The sequence below is a fragment of the Paenibacillus sp. FSL K6-4396 genome (assembly GCF_038002525.1).
GTDB classification, from domain to species: domain Bacteria; phylum Bacillota; class Bacilli; order Paenibacillales; family Paenibacillaceae; genus Paenibacillus; species Paenibacillus amylolyticus_B.
In genome coordinates this window covers 396,486-414,522 of record NZ_JBBOCR010000001.1, presented here as the reverse complement: position 1 = coordinate 414,522, position 18,037 = coordinate 396,486, and the positions used below count along the sequence as shown (strand labels likewise).

Sequence of the window (18,037 nt, the reverse complement as noted above, 5' to 3'; positions counted from 1 at the left end):
AAATCTTGCAAGCGTTGATGATCCGTCTTTTAAGGTGCGGTAGGTTCGTTAGCGCTTGGAGCGAGGCGGAATCCCTTTTGAGACAGTCCCTTACTCCACCTTGAATCTTGCAGCCGATTCGGCCAGCCTTTGCGTCAATTGATCGATTGTATCGACCATGTTCGCCAACTGCTGCACCGTGGAAGACTGCTCCATCATGGTTGCTGTTACCTCTTCAACTGAAGCGGATACCTGCTCTCCTGAAGCTGACAAGCTATGTGCTGACTCCAGTACGTCATCCTTATTCTGTAACATCTCCTGCATCTGTCCTGCCATCGTGGCGATCTGTTGATTAATGACCATTACTTTCTCCAGAATCACATCAAACGCCTGACGAGTCTGCAAAACAAGCTCATCCTGTCTGGACGAGATGGTGTGAATTTCCGCCACACTATGGTTGTTCTCCGCGACATCGGCCAGATTCTGCTCGATAATGCTGGAGATTTCCTTGGACTGGCGGGAACTCTGCTCTGCCAGATTGCGGATCTCCTCGGCCACAACCGCAAATCCTCGGCCATGCTCCCCAGCCCGTGATGCTTCAATTGAAGCATTCAATGCAAGCAGATTGGTCTGCTTCGCAATCTGGCTGATGGCTTCCGTGATCTGACTAATACTGCCCGAACTCGTTTGAAGTTTGACGGTAATCTCCGAGATTTTCTCCACTTCCCGCTCGTTGACCTCATTAATACGCATCAATTCATTGACGACTTCATTCCCGTTGTGGAATACAGATTCGATCTCATCCGCTCTTGCCTTCACATCCTGTGCACTGCTGTTCATGGCAGCCACTTTATCGCCAAAGCTGTTGAATTTGCCTGCAATCTGCTCGGTATCTTCCGATTGGGCCTCCATGGCTTTGGCAATCCCCATGGACGTCGCCGATGTCTCATCAATGGACCTTGCCGTCTGCCTGGACGTTTCCTCCAGCTCCTGGGTGCTGGCTTGAAGAACATGGATCGAACTATTCATATCGGTGATCAGGTTTCTGTTCTGCTCCACCATGCCATTGAAGCTTTCCGCCAGATCCTTGAATTCACTGTTATATCTACCATTGGCCTTGACGGTCAGATTCCCTTGAGCAAGCTGTTGGAACAGCCCGATCAGACGAACGATAGGTCTCGTAATACTACGAGAGATCAATAATCCTACGCCAATAGCCAGAGCAATTCCGATCAATGTCACGATAACCATCTGGCGTTGCATATCCTCTAATGGACGTTTGATATCATCATAATCGTCAATAATGACCACGGAGAGATCTGCGTCAGGAATCTGATTAACACGGTAGTAGATATCATCTCGATCCATCGAAGTGATTTTCATTTTATCGGTGGCTCTGGCCTCCATAAGTTCCATGGCTTCCTTGTCTTCTGCAAGTGTTTGTCCCACAACCGTAGGGTCCAGTGAGTCGAACATGATGATGCCACTCCGACTCAGCACTTCAACTCTGCCTTGGCCATTAATTTTAATGTCTCCCAGTTGCCCCAGGAAAAAGCTGCTGTCCACCGACATGGCGAACACACCCAGTATATTCCCCTGTTCATCGGTGATGGGCTCCGAGAATACAATAATGAGCTTCTTGCCAGTCTTAGAGACGACCGCGTCACTGATGAAGGATTTCCCCTGTATGGACTCCTTAAAATATTCCCGATCTCCCCGTGACTGCCCAATGACTTCCGGCATGGTTCCCGCAACCATGGTTCCTTCCTTGTCAAACACAAACAGATCCGGCTTGGTGCCTCCCGTGTCAGTTATACTGTCGGTGAGAATCGTATTCGCTCTGTTGAAATATGGATTCTCATCTGTGAAAAAGGTCTCATCTGTCATTTCATTGGTATCACGTAACTTCAAGAGTTCTTTAAAAGTACTATGTACGGATATCGCATGACTCATCTGCTGTTGAAGCTGCATCGCTGTCCAAAGCCCTTCCCCAAGGCGGTCAGCCATCACATTAATCTCATCCTTGCTTTTCTTGACCACAACATCAGATGAAATCATATAACTTGTGGTTGTTGCACCAAGCAGAACCAACACAACCAATACACTGATCATGAAAGGCAGCTTGATTTTAAGCGACATATTTTTGAGCTTATACCCTATACCTTTTCTTTTCCCCATTTCCTTCTCCCCACTTCCCTGAACCATCTGCATCTGAACGATGTACATACATTATCGGAAAAATCCATAGTAAAATTGATCAATTAGGGAGATATTGCCACTGTTTTTCTTTTTTTTAAAATTCTGATAGCAACATAAAAATGGCCTGTCAGATCGACTATCCATCTTGGAATGGATGTTGCCGTTATCTAACAGACCGTTTTAAGTTTTTTATGATTCAATACCGTTTACTTGCGCAATCTCCGGGAACTCAATGCGTGGTGGCCATTCTGCAAGAATGTACTGCGCGTATTCTTCATCTGTTCGATTCGTCGCTCAGCCAGACGATCTGCGGCAACATAGGTAGCGATGCCCTCGGTACGTGAGCTTTCGAATATTTTCTCCAGAGTGGAATAGATCTCTCCGATCTTGGTCCACGCCCGATCCGCGTTGTAACCGTTCAACTCATCCGCAATGTTAATTACGCCACCTGCATTGATAACATAGTCAGGCGCATATACAATGCCCATATCATACAGCTGATCCCCATGACGGGTCTCCAGCAGCTGATTATTGGCACAGCCCGCTACAACCTTCGCCTTGAGCGTTTTGAGTGTATCATCATTAATCGTGCCGCCCAGTGCACATGGTGCATAGATATCGCAATCCACACTCGTGATGTCTGCGGGATCAACTGCTGCCGCTCCGAAGCGGTCCACAGCCTGTTTCACCGAGTCCTTATGGATATCCGTAACGATCAGATGTGCACCTTCCTCATACAGATATTTGCACAGATGCATCGCCACATTGCCGACACCTTGGACCGCTATCGTTTTACCCTCCAGCAGATCGGTACCAAATGCCTCTTTGGCTGCTGCCTTGATCCCACGATATACACCCCAAGCCGTTGCAGGTGATGGATTACCGGATGAACCATAGCTCGCCGAGATGCCTGTCACATAGTCCGTTTCCTGATAGATCAGGTTCATGTCCTCTTCCGTTGTTCCCACATCTTCGGCTGTGATATAACGTCCGTTCAATCCTTGAATATATCGTCCAAACGCCCGAAACATTGCTTCGTTTTTGTCGCGCCTTGGATCTCCGATAATAACGGTTTTGCCACCGCCCAGATTCAGGCCAGATACCGCATTTTTATATGTCATACCACGGGCAAGGCGCAGGGCATCTTCAATGGCGGCTTCTTCTGAAGCGTAAGTCCACATCCGCGTGCCTCCCAGCGCAGGGCCGAGTGTTGTGTCGTGTATGGCGATAATTGCTTTTAACCCTGAATTTCGATCCTGGCACAGAACCAGTTCCTCATAATCGTGATGCTCCATTGCTTCAAACCAACTCATGTGCTAACCGTCTCCTCCAACCATTTTTGCGATCCAATCGCATTGTTCTCTATTCATTGACCATCCTCTATTGTACCCATGAATACCCAGTTTGTGCAAAATCACATCGCAATGTCAGAGAAGCATCGATCGATGTTTCTCATATGGCGAGAGCAAAGCGGTCGAATTTCAGATTATAATTTTATCGTCTATCAATAGAAAAGCCTCTCTCCCTTACAGGAGAAAGGTACACTTCCCTCAACAGCATCAACTTAATCGCCCCAAGTAGGCCACTTGATCGTTCATATTTAAGAGAGCGTCTCAACCACATTAATTGGATGCAAATCGCCATCCACAGCAAATGAAGCCTGTCCTGTCTCCTCAGAGACAACCAGTACAACCGCATCCGTCAATTCACTGAGTCCCAATGCAGCCCGATGACGAGTGCCTATTTTTCGTTCATGCACTTCCGCTTGCGACAACGGCAGCACATTACCAGCGGATACAATCTGATTGCCACGAATCAACACGGCCCCGTCATGCAATGGTGCACCGGGAATGAACAGCGATTCAAGCAGCGCATGGGTAACTCTGGCATCCACTGCCACCCCTGAGTGGATGATCGACTCCAACGGAATCTCCCGTTCAATCACAATTAGTGCCCCATATCTCCGGTCAGATAGATGCTGTACGCTCGATGTTAATTCGGCAAACTTCTCGGTAAAGGGTGACAGATAACAATCCAGATAAAACGACGAGGCGAGCACCTCGATCTGCTTGATCTCCGCTCGAATCTCTGCAAATTGCCCCAGCAGACAGGCACTGTCATTGTCAAACCGGGATAACGTCAGATTCATACGTTCTGCTACACGATGGAGATCCGCTTTGAGCTTGTGTCTCATCGTGGAACTGTCACAGTCTGCTTGCCGATTCATCATACGTCGCCTCCTCCTTTAATTCTTTTAATGCCTCGCACACATCCTGAATACCCATACCTTCCCCTCAGGAGCAAGTATATATACCATGACAGTGCGGTATGAGCTAATCATGGTCATGACTGCAACTTTGTATAATAAGCAAAAAAAAAACCTGTCCGCGAACAAACTTCCACGGTCAGGCCCTATTCGGCATGATGATATGATATCTATTTCACTTATTGTGCTTTTCCGTATGAACCTGCCTTAAATGTGGTCGGGTCATACCATTTGTACCCTGCCGCAGGTGCAGCCCATGGCTCAAGTTGCGGCTCGGTAGACGCAGCCGGAGCTTCGATCGGAAGCAGGCTTGTTGCCGTGTCCAATGTCAGTCCTGGCACTTGTGCCAGACTAGTGTAACTCTCTTTGACCGCGAGCCATTTCACAGTATTTACAAGGAACGTTGCATCATCCACTTCTTTGAATCCATCGTAGGTCTTCTTGGTAGCACCGGTCTCTTCACGCAAATATTTCGGAGTCGCGTCTTCCACAGGTGAAGAGTCGCCGATAAACGCGGCTTTGCCCGCACCAACCTTTGCAATGGCGGCATAGGCTCCTTCAGCTCGTCCACCACCATTATATACGCCCTGATCCACGGCATTGCCCCACTTGGACACACCACTTGGTACATACACCAAACCTTTGGCCTTGTTAGGGTCTATAATCGCAACAGTCGATCCCGCATGCATGGCTACAGAATTAACACCAGCCGTAATGCCGAAGGATTGTGCAGGTGCAACGATATCCGATGCATTTACATCTCCAAGAGCATTGTAACGGAAACGGACACCAAAGTTCGTCGCGAGCCAGTCTGAACTCGTCACACTCTGCATCGCTGGTGATTCGGCTTCAGCCGAAGACATGCCTTTGGCTGGATTCAGGAAGGCACCGCGGCGATAACCGTTGAATACTTCGGAAGAATCCCAGCGGTTTTTGTTGCGGTCTGCATTATAGTGGTCGGAGATGAAGAAAATGCTCCCTCCGTTCTGCACATACTGCACCAGCGCAGCCTGCTCTGTCGCTTTGAACGGCACGTTGGCTTCACCAATGACAAAGACGTGGTAATCTTTCAATTTATTGTAGGTGATGGCTTGCTCACCGAATGTATACGGGATGCTGCGTTCCAGCTGATCCACGGCAAAGCCTGCGTTTCGCAAACCATTGGCAAAATCCGAAAATGCCCCGTCAATAATCCAGTCGGCAGCACCTGCTGTCTGGGCGTGGGTATTATCGAACAATACTTTCTTGCCGGTACCGTCCGGCAGTGTTGTGCCCGGGTTCGGTTCTGGATCAGGATTGGTTGTTCCAGAGGAAAGTGTGATGGACGTTGGGTTTTTGACTCCTGCATAGCTGTTGTAGGCACCGAGGGTTCCGGTTACGATGATCTTTTTGCCTACAAGACTCGGATTGGAAGCCAGTCCATATTGCGAACGGAAAGATGCGGGAACTTGTACATCCAATAATCTGGCGTTAGTTCGCTCTGACGCTGAGTCCGCAATCAGAACATTAAAATCATTGGCATACGGAGATGTAAACTTCGCGGTAAGTGACCCGGTAGCATGTCCAACAATGATTCCTTCAACCGTCGCTGTTCCTCCACCGCTCTGGGCAGCGATGGCCTGAGATACCGTAAGTGGTGCTGCAGCTTGTACCGGACTCTGCGAACCCGGCCCCAACAGTGCAGTTGCCATCATGATAAAGACCAGGAATGCCCCGATCCAATGCTGCCATAACGCCTTCTTCATATTCCCTTTCTCCTCCTCCGAATTACCTGATAATGGGTTATCCTCCTTTATTTTAATTGTTCATATGATGAATTCCTCTTTCTTTTTGTAAAATTGTTGAAAAAGTTTTGAGATGGCATCCAATTGCCCATACTGACTATCATTAGAATCCCATTTTCCGAAGGAGTAAAACGATGATGAAATTGGTATTTTTGGTGCTCTTGTTAGTTATCCCGCTAATTATGGTTTATCTTGCTCTTCGTTCCCGAATGGTTACGCGGCTATTCCACATCCTTGCATTGCTCTGCTTCTATAGTGCGGCAACCGTCATCGCTGGTGATGTGTATGCAACGAATGCTCATATGACCACGTTCACCACCGAGATTCATCAATTCCTAATGAATGGCTGGTTCCTGTATCCGTCTGCATATCTCGGTGTGTACATTCCCTATGTGATGTGGAGGAGCCTATTTTCAGAAAAAAGTTAACTTCGTTACGGACTTGATATTGCATTTTGCCAGCGTTCATTGCATAATGAATATATAACGTGATAATGATTATCATTCTTGAACTTGTCTCCATGTAACTTTCTACTGCATATGATTTTACGATTTTATAGATAAAGGGGAACGAACATCGAATGAATACAACTCTGCAAAAGGCTGATCTGCAGCTTGACGATTATTTGGATCTTCTGAACCTGGCAACCAACCTGGGTGATACGAGATGGCAAAAGGAAATCATCCGTAAGCTGGCGTATACTTATCCCGCAGTTCAATGTAAACAACCACAATAGCATGCCTTATACTTACATAGCTCATAACCCATTCTTTACATGAATCGGTTATTGGGCTATTTTTGTTTTACAATATAATTGATCTAAACATTTACACGAGAAACGGAGAGGACAGAAATAACCTGAAGAAGCGGAGCTAAAAGCTTTCTGAAAGAAAGCTGCTTCGGAAGCATACACCTCACCTTTATCCCCGGATTTTCCCCTTTGAAAAAGGGAATCGAAAAAATCTGGGGGTAACAGCGATTGGAGGGTTGTTCTGTCATCGGAGTGGCAAGTGTAATATTCTCTAGTCAATTGATATAGGAGTGAACAACGATGCAACTGGAGACGGAGAGACTGATCATCCGGGATATTCGGGAGACCGATTGGGAGAGGATTCATGCCTATACTTCCATGCCGGAAGTCACACAACATACCGCATGGGGGCCGAATACGGAAGAAGATACGCGAGAGTACGTGCAGTTTGTGTTGGACATGCAGCAAACACAACCACGAGAAGGTTATGAGCTGGCGATATGTTTGAAAAGTGATGGAACTCTCCTCGGCGGAGTAGGTATTCACGTGATGGAGAAAACCAATGCAGAGATCGGTTACGTCCTCAATCCCGCCTATCAAGGAAAAGGGTATGCCGCCGAAGCATCCAGTGCTCTACTAGGCTTCGGTTTCAACGAACTCGGCATCCACCGGATTTATGCCAAATGTCGTCCGCATAACACTGCTTCGGAGAACGTCATGAAGAAAATCGGTATGCAGCGTGAGGGGCTGTTGCGAGAGCACTGGTTCTACAAAGGTTCCTTTCATGACTCTGTCATCTATTCGATTCTCTCCGGTGAATATGCACATGAACAATTTCAAACAAACACAAAAAGCTGACTCCCATATATGGGACGTCAGCTTTTCTTTTTACTCCGTAACGACCCCAATCGCCAATGGAGGTGAAGCCTTGAAGCCTCATTTGGAATCCAAATCGAATTTGTTCCTTGGGAATGCAACCGTTGTGCTTCCCTCAACTCGGAACACCGGAACGATCTACCTTACAACCGGCACAGCTCTACCGGGCAGCTTGGGAATGTCGGACATCCACACATACAGCGCAGGGCTGCCAGGTCACGAATCATCAGTTTGCCGTCCATCATATCCAGCGTACCTTGTTCCTTCCATGCCCCCAGCATCCGCGTTACACTCTCCCGGGTCGCTCCAATCATCTCGGCAAGATCGGTATGGTTCAGCTTCATGTCCAGCACAATACCATCCGGTGTAACCCTGCCATACGAATTGCTGGCACGAATCAGTGTCGAAGCCAGTGCACCCGCCTTGCCATAGAGCAGCAGATCACGGAATCTCGACTGGGTGATCCGCTGCGACAATGCCATCCATTGCAAGAATTTCAAGGCAAGGTCGCCATGTTTACTGAGTATATTTTCCAGATCGCCAAGCGAGATAATAGCCAGTTCCCCTTTTTCCGCCATCTCTGCACTATAGCTATGATTCAATCCACCGATACCGCCGAATTCACCGATGAGATCGCCGCTTTGCTGAATGGATAAAATAATTTCTTTGCCATCCTCCGTCGACTTGGTCATTTTTACTCGTCCCGAACGAATGTAGTACAGATATCCGGCTTCATCGCCTTCGAGAAAGAGACTATACCCCGACTTCACCCGTTTGGGTTGCATTCTTGCTTCAATCAGGTCCCATTGCTCAGGTGTAACGAACGAAAGGATTCCGCCTGTTTCTCGTGTCATTTTGCCCGCCTCCGTTTGTTTCTGCTCTGTTCTCTGGGTTGTTCTTTCCACAAATACTGTACCCATAACCTTCGTCCCCCTCGGTGATTCCTTATGTATACATCATATCGCGAAAGTAGCCTCAGGGTTATCGGGGGATTACCTGATCATTGACAAGAAACTCCCTGAATTTGCTGTGAGAAAAGTCACATTTCACCGATATGCCTCATCCATCGCATTTCTTCAATCCCTTGGTGCACCTGATTCAGGAGTCCTCCACTGCCCAAGTTCAGTAGATTACGGAGCGGAAATAGGGGTTTTCCCTGAATTACAATGTATAAGAAAGGGTCTACAATAGAATTAACATCGAAATACCCTTACTTTAAGATGATCCTAAAAGGTTAAAGATAATGATTACACCGTTACGTACGTTATAATCTGAAAAAGGAAGTGTCCTCTCATGCATGATGAACTGCCATCTGGCATTCAGGAGATGATCGACGGCCTGCGCCTGAACACATCCAGCGACTTCTGTGGACTTGCCTGTCTGAACGGGACGATGCTACGCTGGAAGGTTACCTCTGGGGCTAGTAATGAACGGGTGAGACGCATGGAAATGCGCCCCGGACAAGATCTGGTGGGCACAGCCCTTCGGACTGGACGCACAGCTCGATCTGATGCCCAATCCACCGGGGAGCATACGCCTGGTCGTTGCCCGTTAATGCTTGCTGAGCGGCTGGTAAGTGCCATAGCGGTACCTGTGTTCCAGGAAGGAAGTGTGCCTGGCGCCGTGCTGCTCGTTGGCAGCAGACTGCCCTGCACCTTCTCACCGGACATGATCCGGCAGACGGAGCAAGTTGCTCTACATCTTCAGCCGAAGGTATTTGGATAAAAGTATGAACTAGAGCGTGAGAGAAGCTATTCGGAGATTAAAGCTCTGAATGGCTTCTTTTTTTGTTATGATATAGAAAGAACTAAGGAAGCGGACAGGGGGAAATCATGTGATTCAACTATTAGTTGTAGACGACCATGTTGTCGTGCGTTCCGGGCTGATCGCTTTACTTGAAGGAAAGAATGATATACATATCGTTGGGGATGCCGCAGATGGTGATGAAGCCATTGCCAAAGCTCAAGAGTTAAAACCGGATGTGGTCTTGATGGATTTTAGCATGCCGCCAGGCAAAGACGGTCTGACCGCTACCGCTGAATTGAAGAAATTGATGCCAGATGTCTCCATTCTGATACTGACCATGCATGACGATGAAGAATATCTGTTCCGCGCCATCCACGCGGGAGCATCCGGATATATACTCAAAAGTGCGCCGCATGAAGAATTGCTTGCCGCAATTCGTTCCGTAGCAGAGGGTAGCGCCTATCTGTACCCCAGTGCGACCAAGCGGCTGATGAGTGAATATCTGGACAAAGCCAAACAGGAAAACGCTGGACCGTATGACACGTTATCCGAGCGGGAGAAAGAGATTTTGTCCTGGATTGCCAAAGGTTACGCCAACAAGGAAATCGCCGAACATCTGATCATCAGTGTCAAAACGGTCGAATCCCACAAAAGCAATCTGATGGAGAAGCTTGGCCTGCGCACACGACCGGAACTGGTGAAATTCGCCATGAAAAAGGGGTTGCTGAACTTTGAGTAGTGCACGCAAGAACAGACTAAGTGGACTCGCAGACCAGCCCGTACGCCTTCTGCTGAACGAAATCGATAATCACATTACGGATAATGAATTTCGCAGCAGGTTGAAGGGTTCCCTGCATCAACTGAGTGACCTGAAATTTGCCTTGGATGAATCCTCCATTGTAGCCCTGACAGACCGCAAGGGTAAAATCCAGTATGTGAATGATAAATTCTGTGAAATCTCGCAGTATGAGCGCGAGGAACTGATCGGTAAGGATCATCGAATCATTAATTCCGGATACCATGGCAAAACCTTTATGAAAAACCTGTGGGACACGATATCCTCAGGTAAGGTATGGAACGGAGAAATTCTCAATCGTGCCAGAGATGGCAGTCATTATTGGGTCAACACCACCATCGTGCCTTTCCTTGATAACGACGGCGAGCCATATCAATACCTGGCTGTACGTAGTGAAGTCACCAAGTTAAAATCCGTCGAAGCCGAATTGCAAAAGATGATGTCCCAAGTGATGAACATTCAGGAAGAGGAACGTCGCCGGATCTCGCGTGAACTGCATGACGGGATTGGACAGAGTCTCTTCTCTCTGGTGATTCAGATGGACCGACTGCTGGCAGACCAGCCTCACCCCGGAGTTGAAGCCCTTCGTAAGCAGGTCACGGGTATTATGGAAGATGTACGCGGTATGGCATGGGAACTGAGACCATCCGTTCTGGATGACCTGGGTGTTGTTCCGGCGATTCGTACGTATATCGAGAATTACACCCGTCACTACGGTATCGAAGTTGATCTGGAATGTAATTTGCACAAACGACTGGAGATGAACCGGGAGATAGCCATCTACCGGATTATTCAGGAAGCCTTAACCAATGTCGCGAAGTATGCCGATGTTGCCGAGGCACGTGTTACTATAGAAGACGCTGAGAACATGACGATGGTTATTATTGAAGACCAGGGTGCCGGATTCAGCGAAGCAACTGCTGGGAATGGCGTTGGATTGTTCAGTATGGAAGAGCGTGCCCGTGGTGCAGGAGGAACGTTAAGAGTATCTTCCGAGCCTGGCGAAGGGACCACCGTTACCCTTTTATTGCCCAAGACAGCCCAAGCATAAGCGGACATGCTTCGTATCACACTTTGCGCTTCACTTCAGCTTATCTATTATTTAACGGCTGCTCGCTATTGGACTGTGCGAGTGGTCTTTTTATTTTCCGATTGGTCGAAATGACAAAATGAAGGCTCAAAATCGGTTAAATTCAATAATCATGATAAATAGATTGACTCCAGTTACGATTCGTCATTAAACTATGAATGCCACATACACATTGTATATTCAGTAAAATTTCATTGTTCATTTCATATAGCGAAAGAAAAGGATGGTCAACATGTCAGAGAAACGCTCCTCCAAAGGGGGAGAAATTCCGCAAATGTACAATCTGGACGAGATGGATCGTAAAATTATTGCCGTACTTCACAAAAACAGCCGGATATCCTATACGGATCTGGGCACACAGATCGGGTTGTCGCGTGTAGCCGTTCAGGCACGCATTAATGCGTTATCCGAAAAAGGAATCATCGAACGCTTCACCGTTGTAATCAACCCTGGCAAGGTTGGGCTTCAGGTCTCGGCCTTTTTCAATGTCGATGTCGAACCGCCCTTCCTGGATGAAGTCGCTGAGAAACTGGATGAAGAGCCAGCCGTCACCAGCCTTTATCATATGACAGGCCCGAGTACCCTGCACATGCACGGTATTTTTGCGGATATGGAAGAGATGGAGCAGTTCTTGCTGGAGAAGCTCTATAAGATGCCGGGTATCGTCAAAGTGGAATCACAGCTATTGTTGAAACGTTATAAAAGCCGGATGGGCATGAGACTCTAGGAGGAAATCAGCATGGGTTGGAAAGATTACAACGGTCTCGTCATCGGAATGGTACGGACCGGAATTCTCGGATATGGCGGTGGCCCTTCGGTTATTCCGTTAATCCGTTACGAAGCCGTTACGCGTTACAAATGGGTCAGTGATGAGGAGTTCGGCGAGATTTTGGCTATCGCCAACGCCCTGCCGGGTCCCATCGCGACCAAGATGGCCGCATATCTCGGTTATAAAACCAAAGGTGTTCTGGGCGCCATTGTGTCTGTGCTCGCTCACATTTTACCGACAAGTATTGCCATCATTGCTCTGCTCGGTTCCATGTACGCGCTACGCGAGTCGAAAGTGGTAGCAGGCATGGTAGCGGCCGTAAGGCCCGTCATTTTTGTCATGCTGGGCATGATGGCTTATGAATTTGCCATGAAAGCCTGGAAGGGACTCGGTAAAGTTTTTGCCGCCCTATTCGGCGTAATTGCCTTTGTACTATTACAGCTGCTGGATATCCATCCGGGGATTGTGATCGCGGTTTTCCTTGGATATGGTGTCTTCCATCTGGAGCTAGTCCAGCGCTTCAAGTCCAAAGGCAAGTCCGATAAGGGGGTGTCCTAAGGATGCTCCAGACCTGGTGGGAATTATTTTGGGGATTTTTCGTAGCAAACATCTTGGGATATGGGGGCGGTCCGGCTTCGATTCCGCTCATGCAGGAAGAGATTGTGAACCATTACCAATGGATGACCACAGAGCAATTCGGGGATGTATTGGCGATTGGTAACGCCCTTCCCGGGCCGATTGCAACCAAAATTGCTGCATTTGTCGGGTATCACGTGGCAGGCTGGTTCGGGGCATTTATCGCAAGTTTTGCCACAATCGTCCCTTCCGCAACCGCACTAATTATATTACTTCGTCTATTGAACAAACATCGCACATCACCGAAAGTCAAAGGCATGACCCTACTCGTGCAGCCTGTTATCGCTGTACTTATGATTCTGCTTACATGGGAATTCGGGCAGCTATCCACTGATTCCATCGGCATCTGGCAGACGTTAATCATTGCAGGCATCTCGCTCTGGGTCATGACCAAGACCAAGCTGCACCCAGCCATTCTGATCGTGATCGCTTTTGCCTATGGTGCGCTGGTACTGTCTCACACGATGTAGTTATAGAACCTACAGGGAACGATCCCTGAATATGACGTTTCAGATTCGTTAGCGCTTGAAGACATGCTCTAGTTTATAGACCAAAAAACGGTGATACCAGCTATTAGCTGGCATCACCGTTTTTTATTTGCGCGTTTCACGCTCACATTAAGAAAAGCAATTACTTCGCTTCAACCACTACCGTTACTTTGGTTTTCACACCTGCAAATGTCACCGTAATTGTTGCTTTACCTTTGCCGTTCGCCTGAATGATTCCATCTTTCACCGATGCTGTTGCAATACGGGAAGATTTCCAGAGAGCCGGTTTGGATACATTAGCTTCACTGCCATCAGCATACGTTGCAGTAGCCGCCACAGTTACCTTTTCACCAGGTTTCATGGTCAACGTCACTTTATCCGTCTGCAAATATTTCAGTGTATCCACATCTAGAGCAATCGTTACAGACTTGCTACCGTATTTGGCTGTGATTTTGGCTTTACCTGAACCTGTAGCTTTGACTTTACCTTTGGTCACTTGAGCTACTTTGTAGCTGTTCGTTTTCCATTCAGCTTTGTCCGTAACATCACGCTCGCTACCGTCGCTCAAGAAGGCAGTTACCGTCAGATCAGCTGTATCGCCTGATTTCAGGGAAAGGACCGGCTCGGAAGCTTCAATACGTGAGATGACATCCACTTCAACTTGGATCGTCACTTTTTTGGAACCATATTCTGCTGTGATGTTGGCTTTACCACTGCTGTTACCTGTGATCACGCCTTTTTTCACATCCGCTACACGTGAGTTGCTGGATTTCCAGGTTGCTTCGGATGTTACATCCAACGTGTTGCCGTCCTCATCCGTACCTGTTAGAAGGATCGTCTGAGTTTCTTTGGCAGACAGAACAACGAAGTTCACATCTGCTTCCAGTCCACTAGCCATACCTACTTCAACAGGCAGAGTCAGTGTTTTGCCTTCAATCTTCGCGGTAATGGTTACTTTACCTGTAGCAACACCTGTGATAACCCCTTTGCTATCTACCTCAGCGATTTTGTCGCTGCTGCTGCTCCAAGTTGCATCTTCAGATACATCTTTGGATGTTTCACCATACAACGCCAGTACTTTGGCAGAAGTCGTTCCACCAACGGCTACCGATGCTTTTTTCTTGTCCATCTCATACTTGTCTGCTACGTCTACATTCACTGTGAATTTAACCGTTTTACCGCCATAAGCTACAGTGATCGTAGCCGTACCGGATTTGTATGCAATCAGATCACCGTTTGATACATATACAACATCTGGATTGCTTGAAGTCCATGTTGCTTTGGAAGTTACATTTTCTGTACTGGCATCAATATATTCGGCATTGGCTACCAATGTCTTGGACTTGTTATCACCTGTAACACTCATGGCGAGTTTGTCATTTACATCTTTGATATCCAGATATCTTGCCGTATCTACATCTACAGCAATTTCTACAGTTTTTCCACTATAGGTTGCTTTGATCGTTGTTGAACCTGCACTAATCGCTGTGATCTGTCCCTTGAACACCGTTGCAACCTTCTCGTTGCTGGATGTCCATGTTGCCTGATCCGTTACATTCACATCGCTGCTGTTTGGATACGAAGCCGTTACAACGACATTAGCCGTTTTGGTTGTCTCGCTCAAACGGAAGAAAATACTTTGTTTCTCCACACTCAGCTTGCTGGTCAGATCCACATCCACGTCAACGGATACGGATTTTGTACCGTATTTGGCTGTAATCTTGGCAGAACCTGCCGAGTATCCTGTAATTTCACCTTTAAGAACGTCTGCGACCTTCTCATTGCTGGACGTCCATTCCGCCAGATCGGTTACATCTTTGGTTGTGCCATCTGGATACGTAGCTGTCACTTTCACACTTTCACTTTTGTTCAACAACAGGTTAACCTGTTGTTTATCTACATCTACACGTTTAACCACTTCAACGTTAACATCCACAGTCACGCTCTGGCTGCCAACTTTCGCAGTAATAACTGCCGTACCCGCGCTTTGTCCAGTTACTTTACCATTCACAACGGTAGCAACCTTCTCATCACTGGTAGACCATTCTGCCGTACTTGCTGCTGCATTATTTGTTTCATTGTCACTATAGGTTGCTGTCAAAATAATTTCTTTTGTATCTCCCGTGCGCAAATCCAGACTTTGCACGTTTTTCGAAAGGGCTTTGACCTTCTTTGTCACTTTCACTTGAACGGTCTGACTCTGACCCTGGTAAGCTGCGGTAATCGTCGCTTTACCTTCCTTTTTGGCCGTGATTGCACCATTATATACAGTTGCTATCGAAGTGTCTTCGCTACTCCAGGTTGTACTAATCGTTACATTAGCCGAGGTATTATCTGAATATACCCCTGTCACCGTAACAGACCCAGAATCACCAACTTCGAGCGACATCTCATTCTTGGAAACCACAATTTTGGACAGTTCTTTGTCTGCCGCAGCGGCCAAGCCTACGTTGGAAATACTCAGCATCAACACCAGCATCATCACCATGTACTTGGTCAATCTTGGCTTTAACATCATTTCCCCCCGATTATCATCATTTTTTTCCTTATGTTTTATGTCGGCAAGTCCTTTCCAGATGTTTAGACTTTCAGGAAATTTTCAGGGATTCTATGGAAATTAATTTATCTTCTATTCCTGTTTCAACCGATCATACCTGCGAATATTGCGCATACCTATGTATATTGACTGTCTTGAACTTCTTTTAACAGGATTGGAGGAAACATAATGCGTCAGCCTTTTGATTACATCGGGTATTGGGAGGAAACATATCGTTCGGGTGAAACTTCCGGGAGGGGTTCATACGGGGTTTTGGCTGAATTCAAGGCCGAGGTCGTGAATGGACTGATTCAACGTGAAGGGATTCATCGTGTCATTGAGTTTGGATGTGGGGATGGCAACCAGTTGCAATACATGAATTATGAGGACTACCTGGGCGTGGATGTAGCGGCTTCTTCAGTAAAGCGTTGTGCTTCCCAATTTGCCAAGGATTCTTCCAAGAGTTTCATGCTGTATACACCAGGACTATGGATTAACCGAGGTTTCCTGCAAGCCGATCTGACGGTCTGTCTGGATGTGTTATATCACATCACGGATGAAACGGATTTTCGTAATACCCTCTATGATATTCTGCACTCCTCAACAGCATGGGTGGTGCTTTACACCCGTTTGAAAGAAAACGGCAACCCGGGGATTGATACAATCCAGGACCGTAATCTGTTCGAATATCTCTTCGACTACCCTGATTTCAAAGTTCATGAGATTATTCCGCAGCGCTATCCAGATCAATCTTCTGCCGACTTTGTCATCCTGAGACGTACGCCTTCGAAGTGAAAAGTGATTCTTTTCATAAAGTTATCATAAGCCTGTCCGCTGATATGATTGGTCTATTCCTAGATCAAGCTTAAGTATACGCCGCCTCCAATAGAGGGAATATCGTTCCTCCTATTGGATACAGCCTCAGGCGGACAGGTGATGATCGTTTGTATCGTTCTTATTTCCTCTTTAAAATAACCCCGCATGTCCACGCAGCTTCGCCAGCGCTTCCATATAGAAATAATCGCCGTATATAATCGGCACATTCAACCCTCGTCCTTCCGGGTAATGTACCGTCCCCTGCATGATCAGACCTTCTTCCGCTGCCGAGTCGCCGGAGCTATAGTGCTCATGCAACCCGCGGACGATGCGCTCTCCCGCGACGGCATAGGTTTCCCCGCGTGGCGACAGCTTCGCCAGCTCAAGCAACCCGCTCGCGGCAATCGCCGCAGCGGACGAGTCCCACGCCACCTGATGCTCCGCAGGTGCGCGGAAATCCCACATCGGCACGATCTCTTCGCCAAGCATGGCGAGGAAGAAATCGGCCGCACGCTCCGCTGTCTCCAGATATCGGGCTTCGCCCGTATACCGGAAAGACAGCGCAAACCCGTGCAACGCCCAGGCGGTGCCCCGCGCCCAGGCGGAACCTGGAGCATGGCCCTGTCCGCCATGCTCTCGCAGCTTCTGCCCCGTGTGTGGATCGAACTCCACCACGTGGCAGATGGACCCGTCAGCGCGGATGAATTCGCGCGCCACGGTGTCCGCATGAGCTTCCGCCAGCCAGCGGAAGCGAGGGTCGCCGCTCTGCTCGGATGCCCAGTAGAGCAGCGGAAGGTTCATCATGCTGTCAATGATGGCTACGCCGCGCGTATCCATTGCTGACGAGCTGAAGTTCCAGGCGCGGATGAACTCACCGCGCACGTGGAACCGGGCAGCGAGCAGATTGGCGGCAAGCATGCCACGTCGCCGTCCATCCATGCTGCCCGTCTGGCGGTAGTTGGCTACGCCACTAAGCAGCCAGATGAACCCCAGATCGTGATCCACCGATTCAGGATCACGCAGACACCCCTCCAGTTGCCGCTCACAACTTTCGGCAATGCGATGCAGCGGAGCGACCGCTTCACTTTCCGGTGCATCCCCATAGACCAACCATAACAGGCCAGGCCAGAAACCTGCTGTCCACCATTCCGGATCATTCTGGTCATACGTCCCTTGCGGAGCAATGTGCGGAAATGTATCCTTGATCCGCTTTACATTCCGAATCGTTTTGGCAGCTCCCTGTTGCCACGCTTCCTCGAGCCATTTTACCGACGTTGATGTGTTCATAAACATATCCCTCCCCGA

General features: G+C 48.1%; 17 protein-coding genes. 10 read left to right on the top strand and 7 right to left on the bottom strand.

Going from position 1 to position 18,037, the window contains the following annotated elements:
- Positions 1-90: 90 nt before the first annotated feature.
- The 4 genes from MHB85_RS01990 to MHB85_RS01975 form a co-directional block, all read right to left on the bottom strand.
- A complete protein-coding gene (locus MHB85_RS01990) occupies positions 91-2,157 on the bottom strand; it encodes a methyl-accepting chemotaxis protein (protein ID WP_192135627.1) in 2,067 nt (688 codons plus the stop codon).
- 227 nt (positions 2,158-2,384) lie between these two features.
- Positions 2,385-3,491 (bottom strand): Glu/Leu/Phe/Val family dehydrogenase, encoded by a 1,107-nt coding sequence (locus MHB85_RS01985; RefSeq protein WP_091020001.1) that lies wholly within the window; start codon positions 3,489-3,491, stop codon positions 2,385-2,387.
- A gap of 287 nt (positions 3,492-3,778) precedes the next feature.
- Positions 3,779-4,408 (bottom strand): sporulation-specific diadenylate cyclase CdaS, encoded by a 630-nt coding sequence (cdaS, locus tag MHB85_RS01980; RefSeq protein WP_192135629.1) that lies wholly within the window; start codon positions 4,406-4,408, stop codon positions 3,779-3,781.
- A gap of 215 nt (positions 4,409-4,623) precedes the next feature.
- Positions 4,624-6,138 (bottom strand): DUF6359 domain-containing protein, encoded by a 1,515-nt coding sequence (locus tag MHB85_RS01975; protein WP_244661123.1) that lies wholly within the window; start codon positions 6,136-6,138, stop codon positions 4,624-4,626.
- Between the two features lie 227 nt (positions 6,139-6,365).
- On the opposite strand from MHB85_RS01975, the gene MHB85_RS01970 reads away from it, so the two are divergent.
- The 3 genes from MHB85_RS01970 to MHB85_RS01960 all read left to right on the top strand — a co-directional run bounded on the left by MHB85_RS01970 (position 6,366) and on the right by MHB85_RS01960 (position 7,837).
- The gene (locus MHB85_RS01970; RefSeq protein WP_143786580.1) at positions 6,366-6,656 is read left to right on the top strand and encodes a hypothetical protein; all 291 of its coding nucleotides are present in this window, start codon (positions 6,366-6,368) and stop codon (positions 6,654-6,656) included.
- Between the two features lie 152 nt (positions 6,657-6,808).
- On the top strand, positions 6,809-6,964 hold the full coding sequence (locus MHB85_RS01965) for a hypothetical protein (RefSeq protein ID WP_017691064.1): 156 nt from the start codon (positions 6,809-6,811) through the stop codon (positions 6,962-6,964).
- A 315-nt stretch (positions 6,965-7,279) separates the two neighbouring features.
- Positions 7,280-7,837, top strand: a complete 558-nt coding sequence (locus MHB85_RS01960) for a GNAT family N-acetyltransferase (RefSeq protein ID WP_091019996.1) — start codon at positions 7,280-7,282, stop codon at positions 7,835-7,837.
- Positions 7,838-7,998: 161 nt separating this feature from the next.
- On the opposite strand, the gene MHB85_RS01955 is transcribed toward MHB85_RS01960, so the two are convergent.
- Positions 7,999-8,775: a Crp/Fnr family transcriptional regulator gene (locus MHB85_RS01955; RefSeq protein WP_244661116.1), complete on the bottom strand. Its 777-nt coding sequence runs from the start codon at positions 8,773-8,775 to the stop codon at positions 7,999-8,001.
- 373 nt (positions 8,776-9,148) lie between these two features.
- Here MHB85_RS01955 and MHB85_RS01950 point away from each other — a divergent pair, with 373 nt between their 5' ends.
- The 6 genes from MHB85_RS01950 (at position 9,149) to MHB85_RS01925 (ending at position 13,362) form a co-directional block, all read left to right on the top strand.
- On the top strand, positions 9,149-9,580 hold the full coding sequence (locus tag MHB85_RS01950) for a GAF domain-containing protein (protein ID WP_091019986.1): 432 nt from the start codon (positions 9,149-9,151) through the stop codon (positions 9,578-9,580).
- Positions 9,581-9,689: 109 nt separating this feature from the next.
- Positions 9,690-10,340, top strand: a complete 651-nt coding sequence (locus tag MHB85_RS01945) for a response regulator (RefSeq protein ID WP_017691068.1) — start codon at positions 9,690-9,692, stop codon at positions 10,338-10,340.
- Positions 10,333-11,448 carry a PAS domain-containing sensor histidine kinase gene (locus MHB85_RS01940; RefSeq protein WP_192135631.1) on the top strand — a complete coding sequence of 372 codons (1,116 nt, stop codon included), beginning with the start codon at positions 10,333-10,335 and terminating at the stop codon, positions 11,446-11,448. The genes MHB85_RS01945 and MHB85_RS01940 overlap by 8 nt, the downstream gene beginning before the upstream one ends.
- Positions 11,449-11,719: 271 nt before the next feature.
- Positions 11,720-12,214, top strand: a complete 495-nt coding sequence (locus MHB85_RS01935; protein WP_192135632.1) for an Lrp/AsnC family transcriptional regulator — start codon at positions 11,720-11,722, stop codon at positions 12,212-12,214.
- Between the two features lie 12 nt (positions 12,215-12,226).
- A complete protein-coding gene (locus MHB85_RS01930) occupies positions 12,227-12,814 on the top strand; it encodes a chromate transporter (protein WP_074093159.1) in 588 nt (195 codons plus the stop codon).
- Positions 12,815-12,816: 2 nt separating this feature from the next.
- The gene (locus MHB85_RS01925) at positions 12,817-13,362 is read left to right on the top strand and encodes a chromate transporter (RefSeq protein WP_017691072.1); all 546 of its coding nucleotides are present in this window, start codon (positions 12,817-12,819) and stop codon (positions 13,360-13,362) included.
- 160 nt (positions 13,363-13,522) lie between these two features.
- On the opposite strand, the gene MHB85_RS01920 is transcribed toward MHB85_RS01925, so the two are convergent.
- Positions 13,523-15,895, bottom strand: coding sequence for an Ig-like domain-containing protein (locus MHB85_RS01920; RefSeq protein ID WP_192135634.1), 2,373 nt, complete (start codon positions 15,893-15,895; stop codon positions 13,523-13,525).
- Between the two features lie 210 nt (positions 15,896-16,105).
- Here MHB85_RS01920 and MHB85_RS01915 point away from each other — a divergent pair, with 210 nt between their 5' ends.
- Positions 16,106-16,711 (top strand): methyltransferase domain-containing protein, encoded by a 606-nt coding sequence (locus tag MHB85_RS01915; protein WP_091019980.1) that lies wholly within the window; start codon positions 16,106-16,108, stop codon positions 16,709-16,711.
- Between the two features lie 171 nt (positions 16,712-16,882).
- Here the strand turns inward: MHB85_RS01915 and MHB85_RS01910 are convergent, their stop codons facing one another.
- Positions 16,883-18,019: a glycoside hydrolase family 88 protein gene (locus MHB85_RS01910; protein WP_091019978.1), complete on the bottom strand. Its 1,137-nt coding sequence runs from the start codon at positions 18,017-18,019 to the stop codon at positions 16,883-16,885.
- Between the last annotated feature and the right edge of the window lie 18 nt (positions 18,020-18,037).

Excerpts from the sequence above, each read along its gene's own strand:
- MHB85_RS01985 (WP_091020001.1), bottom strand. The coding sequence starts at position 3,491 with ATGAGTTGGTTTGAAGCAATGGAGCATCACGATTATGAGGAACTGGTT.
- MHB85_RS01920 (WP_192135634.1), bottom strand. The coding sequence starts at position 15,895 with ATGTTAAAGCCAAGATTGACCAAGTACATGGTGATGATGCTGGTGTTG.
- MHB85_RS01935 (WP_192135632.1), top strand. The coding sequence starts at position 11,720 with ATGTCAGAGAAACGCTCCTCCAAAGGGGGAGAAATTCCGCAAATGTAC.
- MHB85_RS01910 (WP_091019978.1), bottom strand. The coding sequence starts at position 18,019 with ATGAACACATCAACGTCGGTAAAATGGCTCGAGGAAGCGTGGCAACAG.
- MHB85_RS01925 (WP_017691072.1), top strand. The coding sequence starts at position 12,817 with ATGCTCCAGACCTGGTGGGAATTATTTTGGGGATTTTTCGTAGCAAAC.
- MHB85_RS01965 (WP_017691064.1), top strand. The coding sequence starts at position 6,809 with ATGAATACAACTCTGCAAAAGGCTGATCTGCAGCTTGACGATTATTTG.
- MHB85_RS01970 (WP_143786580.1), top strand. The coding sequence starts at position 6,366 with ATGAAATTGGTATTTTTGGTGCTCTTGTTAGTTATCCCGCTAATTATG.
- MHB85_RS01960 (WP_091019996.1), top strand. The coding sequence starts at position 7,280 with ATGCAACTGGAGACGGAGAGACTGATCATCCGGGATATTCGGGAGACC.
- MHB85_RS01915 (WP_091019980.1), top strand. The coding sequence starts at position 16,106 with ATGCGTCAGCCTTTTGATTACATCGGGTATTGGGAGGAAACATATCGT.
- MHB85_RS01975 (WP_244661123.1), bottom strand. The coding sequence starts at position 6,138 with ATGATGGCAACTGCACTGTTGGGGCCGGGTTCGCAGAGTCCGGTACAA.
- MHB85_RS01955 (WP_244661116.1), bottom strand. The coding sequence starts at position 8,775 with ATGGGTACAGTATTTGTGGAAAGAACAACCCAGAGAACAGAGCAGAAA.
- cdaS (WP_192135629.1), bottom strand. The coding sequence starts at position 4,408 with ATGATGAATCGGCAAGCAGACTGTGACAGTTCCACGATGAGACACAAG.
- MHB85_RS01950 (WP_091019986.1), top strand. The coding sequence starts at position 9,149 with ATGCATGATGAACTGCCATCTGGCATTCAGGAGATGATCGACGGCCTG.
- MHB85_RS01990 (WP_192135627.1), bottom strand. The coding sequence starts at position 2,157 with ATGGGGAAAAGAAAAGGTATAGGGTATAAGCTCAAAAATATGTCGCTT.
- MHB85_RS01930 (WP_074093159.1), top strand. The coding sequence starts at position 12,227 with ATGGGTTGGAAAGATTACAACGGTCTCGTCATCGGAATGGTACGGACC.